At 72.9% G+C, this 13,285-nt stretch carries 15 protein-coding genes; 7 read left to right on the top strand and 8 right to left on the bottom strand.

All coding sequences use genetic code 11. The features are described from left to right. Positions 1 to 70: 70 nt before the first annotated feature. Positions 71 to 1,159 (top strand): septation protein SepH, encoded by a 1,089-nt coding sequence (gene sepH, locus ABT369_RS36330; protein ID WP_350619057.1) that lies wholly within the window; start codon positions 71 to 73, stop codon positions 1,157 to 1,159. 14 nt (positions 1,160 to 1,173) lie between these two features. Continuing rightward, positions 1,174 to 2,160, top strand: a complete 987-nt coding sequence (locus ABT369_RS36325) for an aldo/keto reductase (protein WP_350619055.1) — start codon at positions 1,174 to 1,176, stop codon at positions 2,158 to 2,160. A gap of 69 nt (positions 2,161 to 2,229) precedes the next feature. Here ABT369_RS36325 and thpR read toward each other — a convergent pair whose 3' ends face one another. From thpR to ABT369_RS36300, 5 genes are all read right to left on the bottom strand, one after another. Continuing rightward, on the bottom strand, positions 2,230 to 2,787 hold the full coding sequence (gene thpR / locus ABT369_RS36320) for an RNA 2',3'-cyclic phosphodiesterase (protein WP_350619053.1): 558 nt from the start codon (positions 2,785 to 2,787) through the stop codon (positions 2,230 to 2,232). 34 nt (positions 2,788 to 2,821) lie between these two features. Further along, positions 2,822 to 3,409, bottom strand: a complete 588-nt coding sequence (locus tag ABT369_RS36315; protein WP_350619051.1) for a hypothetical protein — start codon at positions 3,407 to 3,409, stop codon at positions 2,822 to 2,824. Positions 3,410 to 4,349: 940 nt separating this feature from the next. Then, entirely contained in the window at positions 4,350 to 5,189 is an 840-nt protein-coding gene (locus tag ABT369_RS36310) for a maleylpyruvate isomerase N-terminal domain-containing protein (protein ID WP_350619049.1), read from the bottom strand. A 117-nt stretch (positions 5,190 to 5,306) separates the two neighbouring features. Further along, positions 5,307 to 6,614: an MFS transporter gene (locus ABT369_RS36305; RefSeq protein ID WP_350619047.1), complete on the bottom strand. Its 1,308-nt coding sequence runs from the start codon at positions 6,612 to 6,614 to the stop codon at positions 5,307 to 5,309. Continuing rightward, the gene (locus ABT369_RS36300) at positions 6,611 to 7,042 is read right to left on the bottom strand and encodes a MarR family winged helix-turn-helix transcriptional regulator (protein WP_350619045.1); all 432 of its coding nucleotides are present in this window, start codon (positions 7,040 to 7,042) and stop codon (positions 6,611 to 6,613) included. Before ABT369_RS36300 ends, ABT369_RS36305 begins: the two co-directional genes overlap by 4 nt. Positions 7,043 to 7,182: 140 nt before the next feature. Between ABT369_RS36300 and ABT369_RS36295 the strand changes: the two genes are divergently transcribed. Further along, positions 7,183 to 7,425 carry a DUF2530 domain-containing protein gene (locus ABT369_RS36295; RefSeq protein ID WP_350619118.1) on the top strand — a complete coding sequence of 81 codons (243 nt, stop codon included), beginning with the start codon at positions 7,183 to 7,185 and terminating at the stop codon, positions 7,423 to 7,425. A 9-nt stretch (positions 7,426 to 7,434) separates the two neighbouring features. Then, entirely contained in the window at positions 7,435 to 7,818 is a 384-nt protein-coding gene (locus ABT369_RS36290) for a VOC family protein (RefSeq protein WP_350619043.1), read from the top strand. Positions 7,819 to 7,895: 77 nt separating this feature from the next. On the opposite strand, the gene ABT369_RS36285 is transcribed toward ABT369_RS36290, so the two are convergent. Further along, a complete protein-coding gene (locus ABT369_RS36285; protein WP_350619041.1) occupies positions 7,896 to 8,606 on the bottom strand; it encodes a helix-turn-helix domain-containing protein in 711 nt (236 codons plus the stop codon). Further along, positions 8,593 to 9,444: a DUF3027 domain-containing protein gene (locus tag ABT369_RS36280; RefSeq protein ID WP_502891859.1), complete on the bottom strand. Its 852-nt coding sequence runs from the start codon at positions 9,442 to 9,444 to the stop codon at positions 8,593 to 8,595. Before ABT369_RS36280 ends, ABT369_RS36285 begins: the two co-directional genes overlap by 14 nt. Positions 9,445 to 9,515: 71 nt before the next feature. Between ABT369_RS36280 and ABT369_RS36275 the strand changes: the two genes are divergently transcribed. The 3 genes from ABT369_RS36275 (at position 9,516) to ABT369_RS36265 (ending at position 12,798) form a co-directional block, all read left to right on the top strand. Continuing rightward, positions 9,516 to 11,195 (top strand): MFS transporter, encoded by a 1,680-nt coding sequence (locus ABT369_RS36275; protein WP_350619037.1) that lies wholly within the window; start codon positions 9,516 to 9,518, stop codon positions 11,193 to 11,195. After that, complete coding sequence (locus tag ABT369_RS36270; RefSeq protein ID WP_350619035.1) at positions 11,192 to 11,872, top strand: futalosine hydrolase; 681 nt, start codon at positions 11,192 to 11,194, stop codon at positions 11,870 to 11,872. The genes ABT369_RS36275 and ABT369_RS36270 overlap by 4 nt, the downstream gene beginning before the upstream one ends. A gap of 107 nt (positions 11,873 to 11,979) precedes the next feature. Further along, positions 11,980 to 12,798, top strand: coding sequence for a 1,4-dihydroxy-6-naphtoate synthase (locus ABT369_RS36265; protein WP_350619033.1), 819 nt, complete (start codon positions 11,980 to 11,982; stop codon positions 12,796 to 12,798). Between the two features lie 37 nt (positions 12,799 to 12,835). Here the strand turns inward: ABT369_RS36265 and ABT369_RS36260 are convergent, their stop codons facing one another. Then, on the bottom strand, positions 12,836 to 13,234 hold the full coding sequence (locus tag ABT369_RS36260) for a cold-shock protein (RefSeq protein WP_350619031.1): 399 nt from the start codon (positions 13,232 to 13,234) through the stop codon (positions 12,836 to 12,838). Positions 13,235 to 13,285: the final 51 nt, after the last annotated feature.

Here is a 13,285-nt window from a genome sequence, read left to right as displayed (position 1 = left end):
TAGGGTTGTCGTACTGTGACCAGCAGGCGCCGGCCGATGGCGCCTGAAGCGGGTGGGACGGAGGCACGCGATGCGGCCTGTGCGATTCGTCGCCCTCTCGGAGGACGGCCAAGCGTTCGTCCTGGCCGACGAGGTAGGGCGGCTGCTGGCGCTGCCCATCGATGAGCGTGTCCAGGGTGCCCTGCGCCCGGATCACGGCCACCATCCGGTCAGCGTCGCCGAGACCGGCTCGTCCCAGCTCGCGCCCCGCGACATCCAGGCCCGCATCCGCTCCGGCGAGTCGGCCGAGGAGGTCGCGCGGGTCGCCGGCGTGCCCGTGGACCGGGTCCTGCGCTACGCGGGCCCGGTGCTGCAGGAGCGCGCCATGCTCGCCCAGCACGCCCGGCGCACGCGGCTGAAGACGTCGGACCGGGGCTCGTCCCTGGCCGAGGTCGTCGACACGCGGCTCGGGCAGCACGGGATCGACACCGAGAAGATCTCCTGGGACGCGTACCGCCGCGAGGACGGCACGTGGCGGATCACCGCGACGTGGCCGAGCGGCAAGGCGACCGCCCAGGCCGTGTGGGAGCTCGACAAGGCCCGGCAGCTGGTCGCGCCGCACGACGACATGGCGCAGTACCTGTGCACCGAGCGCGGCCCCGGCGTCCTCGGCCAGGAGCCGCCCGCGCCCGAGCGCGCGCTGCCCAGCCGCGGCGAGACCAGCCGCGGCGACCTCGGGCTGCGCCCCGACGCCGTGCGCAGCGGCGGCCACGAGCCGATCCGGCCGGCCGCGCCCGAGCGCCGCCCCGGCGGCCGCGGGCTGGGCAACGACCCGATCCGCGCCGGGCGCGACGCGCTGCTGGCCTCGCTGGACCGCCCGCTCGGCTCGCAGCCGGGCGAGGAGGCGGCGCCGGTCGTGACGCCGCCGGCCAAGCACGACAACCGGGCCCGCGGGGCGGCCGCGCTCATCGGGCGCTCGCCGTTCGACGAGGACACCGACCAGAGCAAGGAGGTGCCGGCGGTTCCCTCGCTGGCCGTCCTGCGCCCGCGGCGGAACACGACCTCGGCGGCCGGCCCGGTGGAGCAGCCCTCGGCGACGACGGAGAAGCCGCGCAAGCGTCTTCCGAGCTGGGACGACGTCCTGTTCGGCGGCGCCCCGGCCGCTCGGGAGACCTCCTGAGTAGTTTGGTGTGCATGGAGTACACCAACCTGGGCCGGACCGGCCTGTCCGTCAGCCGCCTCTGCCTGGGCACCATGAACTTCGGCCCGAAGACCACCGAGCCGGACAGCTTCGCGATCATGGACCGCGCGCTGGAGCACGGCATCAACTTCTTCGACACCGCCAACGTGTACGGCTGGAAGATCGGCGAGGGCATCACCGAGACGATCATCGGTAACTGGTTCGCCCAGGGCGGCGGCCGGCGCGAGAAGGTCGTGCTGGCCACCAAGGTCTACGGCAAGATGCAGGAGTGGCCGAACGGCCAGGGCCTCTCCGCGCGCCACATCATCGCCGAGGCCAACGCCTCCCTGCGGCGCCTGCAGACCGACTACATCGACCTGTACCAGATGCACCACATCTCCCGCAGCACGCCCTGGGAGGAGATCTGGCAGGCCATGGAGGTGCTCGTCGCGCAGGGCAAGGTGTTGTACGTCGGGTCGTCCAACTTCGCCGGCTGGCACATCGCGGCCGCGCAGGAGTCCGCGAAGTCCCGCCACTTCCTGGGCCTCGTCGCCGAGCAGTGCATCTACAACCTCATGGCCCGCACGGTCGAGCTCGAGGTGCTGCCGGCCGCCCGCCAGTACGGCCTCGGCGTCATCCCGTGGTCCCCGCTGCACGGCGGCCTGCTCAGCGGCGCCCTGGCCAAGCTGGCCGCAGGCTCGGCGGGCCGCAGCGGCGAGGGCCGCGCGGCCGAGGACCTGGAGAAGCACCGGCCGGCGATCGAGCAGTTCGAGAAGCTGGCCGCGGAGCTGGGCGCCGACCCGGCCAACCTGGCCCTGGCCTGGCTGCTGGCCCAGGACGGCGTGACGGCCCCGATCATCGGCCCGCGCACCCAGGAGCAGCTGGACAGCACGCTGGGCACGCTGGAGCTGAAGCTGGAGCAGTCCACGCTCGACCGCCTGGACGAGCTCTTCCCCCCGGTCGGCAAGGGCGGCCCCGGCCCCGAGGCCTGGGCCTGGTAGGTCTCTGCTCTCTGCTATCCGCCTCCTGGCTTTGCCGCGGCCGTCCGTTCGCTCTTATTGCAGGCTCTCTTATTGCAGGCGGACGGCCGCGAGCACGTCATATTCGGGTTGTGGCCCGAGATGGCTCCGCATCAGTCGTACCTCGTCCAGCCGCCATGCGGGCCCCCGGTACGCGGCGAGCACCTCGAGATCCACCGCGAGCTCCTCGGCCCCGACGACGGTCCCGGGCCTCGCGATCGTCACGTGCGGCTGCCAGTCCTGCCGGTCGAACGGCAGCCGGTGCCGCCGCAGCGCCTTGCGCACCGCGGCTCCGAGCCGCCGCAGCGCCACCCCGTCGTCCTCGGTCTCGATCTCGGCGACGAGATGCTTGAACTGCCTGCGCCCGAGCGTCCTGCCCCCCGCGATCCGGACGGTGGGCGCCGGGACGGAGGCAAGCTCTTCCAGCGCCTCGGCAGCGGCGACCTCGTCGTCGACGTCCCCGATGAACGCGACGGTGAGATGCCACCGCTCGGGCGCGGCGAGCCGAACGGACCGCTCCCGGGGCCGGGCCACCGCCAGCCCGTCGACCACACGCTTGAAGTGCTCGCGTACCTCAGCCGGCGGGTAGATCGCCATGAAGACCCTCAACCGCTCTCCGCTTCCAACTCGGACGGCCCCCGGTTCAGCGCGACTGCGCACTCGCGTTGCGCAACACGAGCCCGGCCCGCTGCAACTCCCCCTCGACCCGGAGCCGCTCGACCTCGAGGTCGATGCCGGAGAGCTCGTCGAGGTGCTCCTCGACGTCGAGCTGGGCGCAGGCGACGTGCAGTCCCTCGTCGTACGCCTCCTGCACCGCCACGAACCACACCCTCGACCGCATCGCGACGCTCTCGCGGAGCCGGTTGAGCCGCCGCAGATCTCCGGCCACCTGCTCGATCGGCGGCCCGACGGCCCGCTCACCCCGATCGCGCGCGGCGTCACCGGCCCCGCGGCCGACCCGGTTGAGCCGCCGCCAGCCGACCCGCGACCGCTCCGCCCCCGACCGCTCCGGCCGCGACTCGTTCCAGCGCCCGCGCGACTGCGCCTCCTCCCGCCGCCGGGCGCGCTCGTCGAGGCGGTGCCGGAGTCGCTTGGGCAGCAGGCGGCGGATCAGCTCCCAGCCGCGGGCGAGCACTTCGTCGGCCGACATGAGGAGCGCGCAGATCAGGCACGGAGCAACGGCGATCAGCCCAATGACTCCGGCCACCAGCAGGCCGTGCAGCACGCCCACGAGATGAGACTAAGCTCACACGAGAACGATCGCCACCGATTCAGGACTTCGGCCGGGTCAACCTTCGGCCGATAGATGCCGGGTTGGGCGGGTTTGGGGAGGATGACCGCGGCGCGAGAGGTCGAGGCCACGGCGCGACGGATGCGCGGGCGGAGGATGAACCGCAGCGCCGTGAGCCAGGCGGCGCGAGAGGTCGACGCCACCGCACAGCAGATGAGCGGGCGGCGCCGAGAGCCCGCAGGACGCGCGACGCGGGCGTGCGACGGGGCCGGCCGGGTTCCAGCCGGAGCGGGGCGCGAGGTGGCCGCCAGGGCCTCAAGCGGAGTCGGCGACCTTGGCCAGGGGCGCCGCGAGGCAGGGCGGGACCGGCAGCCTTGAGGTTCCCGCGCACCCGGCCCGGTCGGGAGGCCGGTTCCCGTCACCGGCAGCTCCATGGCGCGGCCTGGGCAGGCGGCCGAGTGGGGTGGTCAGCCTCGCGGATAGCGAATTGGGGTTGGGCAGGGCGGCGAGCCGGGAACGGGTGCCCGGCGCGAAGGGAGTGCCCGGCGGGAGATCGGTGCCTGACGCGAAGCGGGTGCCCGTGGGGATCGGTGCCCGATGCGGAATGGGCACCGCACACGAAGCGGGGGCCGGACGCGAAGTGGGTGCCCGGCGGGGAATCGGTGCCCGACGCGGAATGGGCGCCGGGCGCGAAGCGGGGCCGGGCGCGAAGCGGGGCCGGGCGCGAAGCGGGGCCGGGCGCGAAGCGGGGCCGGGCGCGAAGCGGGGCCGGGCGCGAAGCGGAGTGCCCGGCGGGAGATCAGTGCCCGACGCGGAGCGGGTGCCGGGCGCGGAGTGGGTGCCGGGCGCGGAGTGGCTGGTGAGGCCGGGTCGGCGGCGCCCCCTCGTCGTCGCCTGCCCGGCCTCACTGCCAGGGTCCCGGGGTTCGCCGGGACTGGGTTTACTGCGTGCCGGCCCGCAGCAGGGATCGGAGTTCTGCGATGGCCTCCTCGTCACCCTTCACCTCGATCGGGGAATGCGCATCGGTCGTTGGGGTCGATTCGCGTGCCCAAAGCCATCGCAGCAGGGGGACCGGAGAGGCCGTTACCGTCGCGGCCGGCGGAGGGTCGAGCGGGGAGCCGTTCAGCGGGGTCACCACGGCGCGGCCGTCGGTCGCGCGCACCAGCCAGGAGCGGGCGGACGCGGAAGTGGCGGGCGACGCCGGGTCGCCGGAGGCCGCGGGTGAGGAGGCGAGCATGCGCACCTCCACCGCGTGGCCCTTGGCCTGCTCCATGACCTTCTCGAACTCTTCCGGCCAGGCGTCCGAGGCGTAGCCGACGAAGATCTCCAGGACCTCGGCCACGCCGTCGGCGGCCAGGTCGTCGGCGATGGGGGCCGGGTCGATGACCTTGTGGGCGAACTCGGCGTCCAGGCGGTGGATGACCGTTTCGAGGGCCATGCGGCGGATCCAGAACTTCACCGTCTGGTCGGGCGTGTAGAAGGTCGGCACGGCGTCGGCGTCGTGGCGGCGGGAGAACTCGTGGGTCAGGGCGCCGTAGGCCCGGTCGAGCAGGGCGATCGGGGGCTCGGTCAGGATGTCTTCCGGCGGCCAGGGCGTCGGCCAGTCGCCGGCTCGCATGAGCTCGGCCTTGTGCAGGTAAACCTGGCCGACGTGGCGCACGAGGTCTCCTACCGTCCAGGGCAGGCAGGTGGGGACCTTGGCGGTCAGCCCGGCCCCGGCCACCTCGCGCAGGCGCATGTAGTCGGCGGACAGGCACTGCAGCAGTCGCGATCGCTCCATGACCGTGACTCAACCACATGGGTACGACAAAAACCGTCGCAGCCGCATCGTGCCGGTGCCAGCGCCGTGACCAAGTGCGCGTTCGGGCCCGCCGGTGAAACGGACCGCAGGCGCGATCTAGCGCACGGCGGGACGAACCGCCGGGACGCCCGCGGCGCGCTCGTGGACGTGCAGGCTCGGGCGCGGGCGCCAGGCCAGGTGGATGCGGCCGCGGACCCGCCGGAGCTGGAGCACGCCCAGGATCACCGTCGCGGCCAGCGACATGAGGCCGCCCGTCCAGAGACCCGAGCGCGGGCCGTAACGCTCCGCGCACCAGCCGATGATCAGCGCGCCGATGGGGGTGGTGCCGAGGAAGACGAGCACGTACAGCGCCATCACCCGGCCCCGGAAGGCGGCGTCCACGCCGAGCTGGACACGCTGGTTGGCGGCCTGGGCGAAGTAGATCATGAAGAAGCCGGTCGGCAGGAGCAGGGCCACCGCGATCACGAAGTTCGGGGCCAGCCCGACCAGTGACTCGAAGCCGGCGAAGAGGATGGCCGCGGCGAGCACGCGGTAGACCGACGGGCGGAGCCGGCGCCGGGAGCTGGCCAGCGCGCCGGCCAGGGCGCCGATGGCCATCGCGGTCGTGAGCAGCCCGAAGTACTTCGCGTCGACGTGGAACTCGACCCGCGCGAGCACGGCGAGGGTCAGCTGGAAGTTGAACCCGAAGAGGCTCACGAGGAACACCAGCAGGATGGCGAGGCTCAGGTCGGGGCGCTGCCGGACGTACCGCAGCCCGTCGATCGTCCGCGCCTCGCTCGCGGCCAGCGCGTCGCGCTCGACGCGGAACAGCTCCGCGGGGCTCATCCGGGCCAGTGAGACCAGCGGGGCCGTGCACAGCACCGCGGTGAGCAGGAAGATCGGGCCGGTCTTGTCGTGCAGGGCCGCGATGATCATTCCGGCGGCGGCCGGCCCGACGATGCGGGCGGTGTTGAACGTCGCCGACGACAGCGACAGCGCGTTGGGCAGCAGCTCCTTGCCGACCAGCTCGGAGACGAAGGACTGGCGCACCGGGGTCTCGATCGCGCTGATCGCCCCGAACAGCGCGGCGGTGGCGAACACCCACCACAGGTTCGCGATCCCGGTCACGACGAGCATGCCGAGCAGGGTGGCGACGATCGCGGAGCCGGCGTTGGCGAACAGGAGCAGGCGCCGCTTGTCGAAGCGGTCGGCGAGCTGGCCGCCGTACAGGGTGAGCAGGAGTACCGGCGTGAACTGCAGCGCCGTGACGACGCCGAGCGCGGATGCCGAGTTGTCGGACAGCTGCAGGACGAGCCAGTCCTGCGCGGTGAACAGCATCCAGGTGCCGAGAAGCTTGATGAGCTGGCCGATGGTGAACAGACGGTAGTTGCGGACCTGCAGTGAGCCGAACGTGGTCCCTCTCATGCGCTGCGCCCGATCCTCCCCAATATCTCGGCGGCCTTGGTGAGCACCTCGCGCTCCTCCGGGGTGAGGGCCATGAGCTGCTTGGCGAGCCACTCGTCGCGGGTGCGGCGGTGTTCGGCCACGACGGCGCGACCCGACTCGCTGGCGGCGAGGATGACCTGCCGCCCGTCGGTCGGGTGCGGCGAGCGCTGGACGAGACCGCGTTCCTCCAGCTTCGCCACGATCTTGGTGAGAGTGGGCGGCTGCACCCGCTCGTGCTCGGCCAGTTCCCGCGGCGTCAGCGCGCCGGCGAGTTCCAGGCTCGTGAGGGCCGACAGCTGCGTGATCGTGAGGTCGCCCATGGGGCGGGCCTGTCGCAGGCGGCGGTTGAGGCGGGTGATGCTGTCCCGAAGGGCCGCCGCGAGCTGGGCGGCGGCGAGTCTGGGCACGCGAACCATCACGATAGTTAGCTTACCTAATGAGCCTGGCTAACGACTTGTGCGTTGGATCACCGGTGGCCCTGCACGGGCGGGGCTCGGACGGGTACCGTGTGCGCGTGACCACGCCGCCCAAGCCGCTCGACCCGCCGATGGTGCCCTTCGCCGTCGCGGGCATCGGGCTGTGGATCGTCGCCGCGCTGATCATGCTGGCGTTCCGCGACGACCTGGCCGCGCACGGCCACGGCAACTGGCTCGGCATCGCCGTCGCGGGCGCGCTGTGGGGCATCCCGGGCCTGCTCACGATGGTCGTGCACGACCGGAACCGGCGCCGGCGACGGGCGGCCGCGGGCACGTCCGATTCCTTCAAGACGGACGCCTCCGCCGCCCCCTAGCTTGGGGCCATGAGACTGAACGTATTCGGCCTGGTCGTGGCCGACATGCCCCGCTCGCTCGCCTTCTACCGCCGGCTCGGGCTCGACGTGCCCGCGGCCGAGGACGCCAGCCCGCACGTGGAACACGTGCTCGACGGTGGGGTCAAGCTGACCTGGGACACCGTCGAAACCATCCGTTCGTTCGACCCCGAATGGACGACCCCGGTCGGCGGGAACCGCATGGGGCTCGCGTTCGAGTGCGAGTCGCCGGCCGAGGTCGACAAGGTGTACGCCGAACTGGTCGCGGCCGGCTACGCGGGGCACAAGGAGCCCTGGGACGCGTTCTGGGGAATGCGGTACGCCGTGGTGCACGATCCGGACGGCGTCGGCGTCGACCTGTACGCCGGGCTCTGAGGGCTCAGGACGCCCGTGGCCGAGCGCCGGTTCTTGCCACCGCGGAGGCCGGGATTCCTGGCGGGAGCGACGGTCAGTTACTGACGCGGACCCGAGCCATGAACCAGCTCTTGCATCGTCACTCCGGTGAGCGCCTTGACGTCGCGTGAGAGATGGGCCTGGTCGGCATATCCACTGCTCACGGCCACCGCGGCGAACGCCACCCCGCCCCGCGCCAGGTCGAGCGCGGTCCCGAGGCGCAGGATGCGGGCGAGCGTCTTGAGGCCGTACCCGTACAACTGCAGCCCCCGCCGATGCAGCTGCCGCTCGCTGAGCCCGACCTCCGCCGCGATCCCGGCCACCGTCCGCCCCGCTCGCAGGCGGGACAGCAGCCGCGGCGCCAGCGGATCGGGCGCACGATCCGCGGCGAGCAGCGCGGACTCGAGCACGGCACCAGCATCGGACGCCTCGTCGAGCCGCTCGGTCAGGCGCCGCACCCGGTCGGAGGGCCAGAGGGCATCCAGCGGTACGCGCAGGTCACGCACCTCGTGCGCGGCGACCCCGAGCACCGCCGGGCCCTGGCCGGGCGCGAACCGCACCGCCACCGAGCGCGACCCGGCCGGAACGCCGGTCAGGTGGGCCACGGTGTCCGGCCCGGCGACGATCAACCCGCCCGGGCTGTGGATGACGTCCATGCAGCCGTCGGGCAGGATGCGCTTCGAGCCGCCCTCCTGCGCGCGGTGGCGCCAGACGACCGCGCCGCGCAGCCGCGACGCTCGCTCCGCGTAACCGAACTCAGCCGTGTCCATGGGGCTCGGCCGGTTCGTCGCCGTCGACCGAGCCCGGGGCCCGGCTCACCGCGACCGCCTCGACCTCGCTGTCGTCGAAGACCGTCGGCAGCTCGTCGACCGCCTGGACCTGCTCGACGAGCACCTCGGAGTGCGCGCCGCAGCCGTGGTCGGCCGAGACCACCTGGGCGTCGTCCGGCGCGTACTCGTTGCCACACACCCCGAACGCCATCCGCAACGAGCCCGCGAGCTGCAGGTAGAAGCCGCACGAGCCGCACCGGGCCGCGGCCGGGGCCGCGACGGAGATGGGCGCGTTGGGGCCGCGGTCGCCGTCATACCACCGCTGGGCCGCGTCGAGGCGCCCGTCGCGGGACATCACCCGGGTCCGGCCGAGGCCGAGCTCCCAGTTGACCTCCTCGACCGCGGGGTCGTCGGACTCCACGTAGCCGGGCTGCAGGCGCGAGTCGTCGGCCGGGGTCGGCAGCAGGTCGCCGACGCCCAGGTCGCCGGGCTGGAGGCGCTCCTGCCACGGCACCCACTCGGGCGCGCGGAGCGCGTCGGGGCCGGGCAGCACCGTCGACTCGCAGATCGTGACCTGCTTGCTGCGCGGGATGCGGGTGACGGTGACGGCCCAGCGCCAGCCCCGGTATCCGGGCAGGCCACACTCGAAGAAGTGCGTGACCAGGCGTTCGCCTTCTGCGACAACGCCCAGATGGGCGCCGATGTGGTCGGGGTCGACGACGTCGAGCCCCTGCCGCGCAACCTCGACCGCGTCCGTCAGGACCTGGTCGGGCTTGGCGGCACGGCCGCTTCCTCGCGTGGGCGCAGTCGAGGCAGTCACAGCTCTATTCTTCCTCATCGCCACGCCCGGCGAGCACGGCGGCCCCGGCGCGCCCCGAAACTGTCGTACCCATGGTTCAGGATGGTGGCATGTCGGTGATTCGAGGAGTGGCCCAGACCGTGGTGACCACCGTGCGCGCGGCACGGGTCGCGACGGTCGGCACCACGCGCGCGGGCCGATACCTCGGACGCAACCTGCTCCGCGTGCGCGAGCGCGGGGCCGGCGGCGAGACCGGCATGCTGCGGCTGCTCGACCTGCACGCGGCCTCCTGCGCCGGCGACACCCTGGTCGCGCTGGGCCTGGCCGGCACGGTCTTCTTCTCGGTGCCGGCGGGCGAGGCCCGGGGCCGCGTCGCGCTCTATCTCCTCATCACGATGCTGCCGTTCGCGCTGCTCGCCCCGGTGGTCGGGCCGGTGCTCGACCGGTTCCGCCACGGCCGCCGATACGCGCTCGCGGTCACCATGCTGGGCCGGGCCTTCCTCGCCTTCATGCTCGCCGACCACCTGACGACCTGGCTGCTCTATCCCGCCGCGTTCGGCATGCTCGTGCTGTCCCGCGCCTACGGCGTGGCTCGCAGCGCCGCCGTGCCCCGGGTCCTGCCGCCGGGGCTCGGGCTGTCGGAGGCGGGCGCCCGCGCCTCGGTGTTCGGCACGTTCGCGGGCGCCATCGCGCTGCCGATCGGGCTCCTCGCCGGGCAGTTCGGGCCGCAGTGGCCGCTGCGGGTGTCGATCCTGGTCTTCATCTACGGCATGGTCACCGCGCTGCGCCTGCCGCCCCGCGCCGACTCCGACCCGCCCGAGACGATGCCCAGGGTCCTGCGGCCGTCCGGGCGCGGGGTCAAGGTGCTCAGCGGGCGCGTGGTCGTCGCGGCGCTGGTCGGCAGCGCCACGCTGCGCGGGCTCTACGGCTTCCTGACGCTCTATCTCGCCTTCGCCATCAAGGAGGGCACGCTCCCGGTCAAGCTGCTGGCCTGGCAGCTCTCCGAGCAGGTGGCGGTCGTCGTGGTGGCGGGCGCGCTGGGCGTGGGCTCGTTCCTCGCCACCGCGATCGGCACCCGGCTGCGCATCCACCGGCCCGCGCTGCTGCAGGCCATCGGGATCGCGCTCACCGCCTTCGTGGCCATCCTCGCCGCCGACCGCGGCTCCCTCGGCACGGTCGCGCTGCTGTGCCTGTTCACGGCGATCGCCAGCGGCCTGGCCAAGCTGGCCGTGGACGCCTCGATCCAGGAGCGCATCGACGAGAACGTGCGGGCGAGCGCATTCGCGCACTCCGAGACGATGCTCATGATCGCGTGGGTGATCGGCGGGGCGATCGGGCTCATCCCGTTCGGCGGGGCGTGGGGGCTGTTCGTGGCCGCCGCGTTCGTGACGCTGGGCGCGGTGCGGGCGCTGTGGGCCGCCGTGGCCCTGCGCAAGGAGAGGCTGCGCGGGGCGCCGCCGGACGTGCCTGACGCCACCGAGGCGCCCACGGTCCCGGCTCCGGCAGCGCCGACGGCGCCGGCCTCCGAGGCGACGACGGTGCCGCGCCCGGCGAGCGCACGGGACGATGACGGGGCGAAGCGGCGGTTCGGGTTCGGGAAGCGGCACGAGAGCCCCACGGCGCCGGCAGCGGCCGCGACCGAGACGAAGAAGATGCCGGCCGCGACCGAGACGAAGAAGATGCCGGCGGTGGACGTGGAGGACGGTTCACCGCTCGCACCACCGGGGTACACGCTGTATCGGCCATCGGGGACGGACCCGACGGCCCGGCTGGAGGACGACGGGCGATGAGGGCGTTGCTGGGGTATTCGAGGGCGTTGGTCGTCACGGCGGTCGAGGCCGAACGGGAGGCCGTGCTCGCCGGGCTCGGGCTGGGGTCTCAGGGCTCCGAGGCCCTGGAGGACGGCTCGCCGGTCGTCGTGGTCGCGGGCGGGGTGGGTCCGGCGGCGTCGGCGGCGGTCGCCTCGCAATACCTGACCACGGCCGCGCATGTGGGCCCGACGTTCGACCTGGTGCTGTCGACCGGGATCGCCGGAGGGTTCCCCGGGCGGGTCGAGATCGGCGGGCTGGTCGTCGCGACCGAGTCGATCGCGGCCGATCTCGGGGCCGAGGGGCCGGACGGGTTCCTGAGCGTGGACGAGCTCGGGTTCGGGTCCTCCCGGATCGATGCGGACTCGCAGCTGCTGCGGTCGCTGCGGATGGCGTTGCCGGAGGCCGTCGGGGGGCCCGTCCTGACGGTGTCGACCGTCACCGGGGCGAGCTCCGACGGCCTGCTGAAGCGGTTCCCGGACGCGGTCGCCGAGGGGATGGAGGGCTTCGGGGTCGGCTCGGCCGCGAAGCTCTGGCCCGGGGCGGCGTTCGGGGAGATCCGGACGATCTCGAACGCGGTCGGTCCCCGGGATCGGGCGGCCTGGAAGATTCCCCAGGCCCTGGACCTGCTTCGTCAGGTGTTCGCCGTGATCCGCTGATCTTCGCCCGGGCCGCGCGGGGGTCCGATCTGCTGTGTCGTAAGGGTCACAGGTGCTCTTTTGGTGCTCGGGGTGCGGTCCTCCGCGTTCGGTCTAGATTCGGGGTTGTGACGCTTTCGCTCGCTTTTTCGCCGTGTCCCAATGACACGTTCGTCTTCCACGCGCTCACGCACGGGCTCGTGCCCGGGGCGCCGGCGTTTGACGTGACCTTTGCCGATGTCGACGTCACCAACACGGCCGCGCTCTCGGGGCAGTTCGACCTGGTCAAGGTCAGCTATGCCGCGCTGCCGTGGCTGCTCGACCAGTACACGCTGCTGCCCTGCGGCGGGGCGCTCGGGCGCGGCTGCGGGCCCCTCGTGCTGGTCAAGGACTCCGGCATCACCTCCCTGGCCGGCAGGACCGTGGCCGTCCCCGGGGACCGGACCACCGCCTACCTGCTCATGCGGCTCTGGTCGGCCGCCGAGCCGCCGGCCCGCATCGAGGTAGTGCCGTTCGCCGAGATCATGCCGGCCGTGGCCGCCGGGAAGTACGACGCCGGGCTCGTCATTCACGAGGCGCGGTTCACCTACCAGCGGTACGGGCTGCGCGCCCTCGCCGACCTCGGCGAGTGGTGGGAGAACGACACGGGGCTCCCCATTCCGCTCGGGGCGATCCTCGCGCATCGTGACCGTGTCGACCCGGAGCAGGCGACGGCCTGGATCAAGGAGTCGGTGCGGCTGGCCTGGGAGAACCCCGCGGCCAGCCGGGAGTTCGTGCTCGCGCACGCGCAGGAGATGGAACAGAGCGTCGTCGACCAGCACATTGCGCTCTACGTCAACGAGTTCACCTCGTCGCTCGGGCCCGACGGGCACGCCGCCGTCGACGCGCTGCTCAACCGGGCCGCGGCCGAGGGGCTGGTTCCCGCCACGCCACTTGTCGGCGCCTGACCGCTCAGAGGGGGCCGGCGGCCCCCTCTGAGCGGCGTCAGACCTCGAGTTCCCGGGCCACCAGGTGCACGGCCTCGGCCACGGTTCGGGACGTCTTGCGGTCCGGGAAGCGGCCGCGCTGGAGGTCGGGCTGGATCTTGGCCTCCAGGACCTTGATCATGTCCTCGATCAGGCCGTGGAGCTCCTCCGGCGGGCGGCGGCTCGCGACCGCGCGGGCCTCGGCGACCGAGGGCGGCGCGTCCAGCAGCTTGACCTGCAGCGCCTGGCTGCCCTTGCGGCTCTCCACCACCCCGAACTCGACCCGCTGACCGGTCTTCAGCTCACCCACGCCGGACGGCAGCGCCGCCTTGTGCACGAAGACGTCTCCACCGTCGTCGCTGGTGAGGAATCCGAAACCCTTCTCCTGGTCGTACCACTTCACTCGACCCGTCGGCACGCTGCCCTGCTCCCCAGTGTCGGACCCGTCCCGGCGACCTCGCATCACACG

The organism is Dactylosporangium sp. NPDC000244, from assembly GCF_040300725.1.
Lineage (GTDB): Bacteria > Actinomycetota > Actinomycetes > Mycobacteriales > Micromonosporaceae > Dactylosporangium.
The sequence above is the reverse complement of the archived record's forward strand: the minus strand, read 5'-3'. Positions and strand labels throughout refer to the sequence as shown.

What these genes read in the sequence shown, in the direction of transcription:
- ABT369_RS36290 (WP_350619043.1), top strand. Translation starts at nt 7,435, where the DNA reads ATGAGACTGAACGTATTCGGCCTGGTCGTGGCCGACATGCCCCGCTCG.
- ABT369_RS36285 (WP_350619041.1), bottom strand. Translation starts at nt 8,606, where the DNA reads ATGGACACGGCTGAGTTCGGTTACGCGGAGCGAGCGTCGCGGCTGCGC.
- ABT369_RS36305 (WP_350619047.1), bottom strand. Translation starts at nt 6,614, where the DNA reads ATGAGAGGGACCACGTTCGGCTCACTGCAGGTCCGCAACTACCGTCTG.
- ABT369_RS36295 (WP_350619118.1), top strand. Translation starts at nt 7,183, where the DNA reads ATGGTGCCCTTCGCCGTCGCGGGCATCGGGCTGTGGATCGTCGCCGCG.
- ABT369_RS36325 (WP_350619055.1), top strand. Translation starts at nt 1,174, where the DNA reads ATGGAGTACACCAACCTGGGCCGGACCGGCCTGTCCGTCAGCCGCCTC.
- ABT369_RS36275 (WP_350619037.1), top strand. Translation starts at nt 9,516, where the DNA reads ATGTCGGTGATTCGAGGAGTGGCCCAGACCGTGGTGACCACCGTGCGC.
- ABT369_RS36270 (WP_350619035.1), top strand. Translation starts at nt 11,192, where the DNA reads ATGAGGGCGTTGCTGGGGTATTCGAGGGCGTTGGTCGTCACGGCGGTC.
- sepH (WP_350619057.1), top strand. Translation starts at nt 71, where the DNA reads ATGCGGCCTGTGCGATTCGTCGCCCTCTCGGAGGACGGCCAAGCGTTC.
- ABT369_RS36280 (WP_502891859.1), bottom strand. Translation starts at nt 9,444, where the DNA reads ATGAGGAAGAATAGAGCTGTGACTGCCTCGACTGCGCCCACGCGAGGA.
- ABT369_RS36310 (WP_350619049.1), bottom strand. Translation starts at nt 5,189, where the DNA reads ATGGAGCGATCGCGACTGCTGCAGTGCCTGTCCGCCGACTACATGCGC.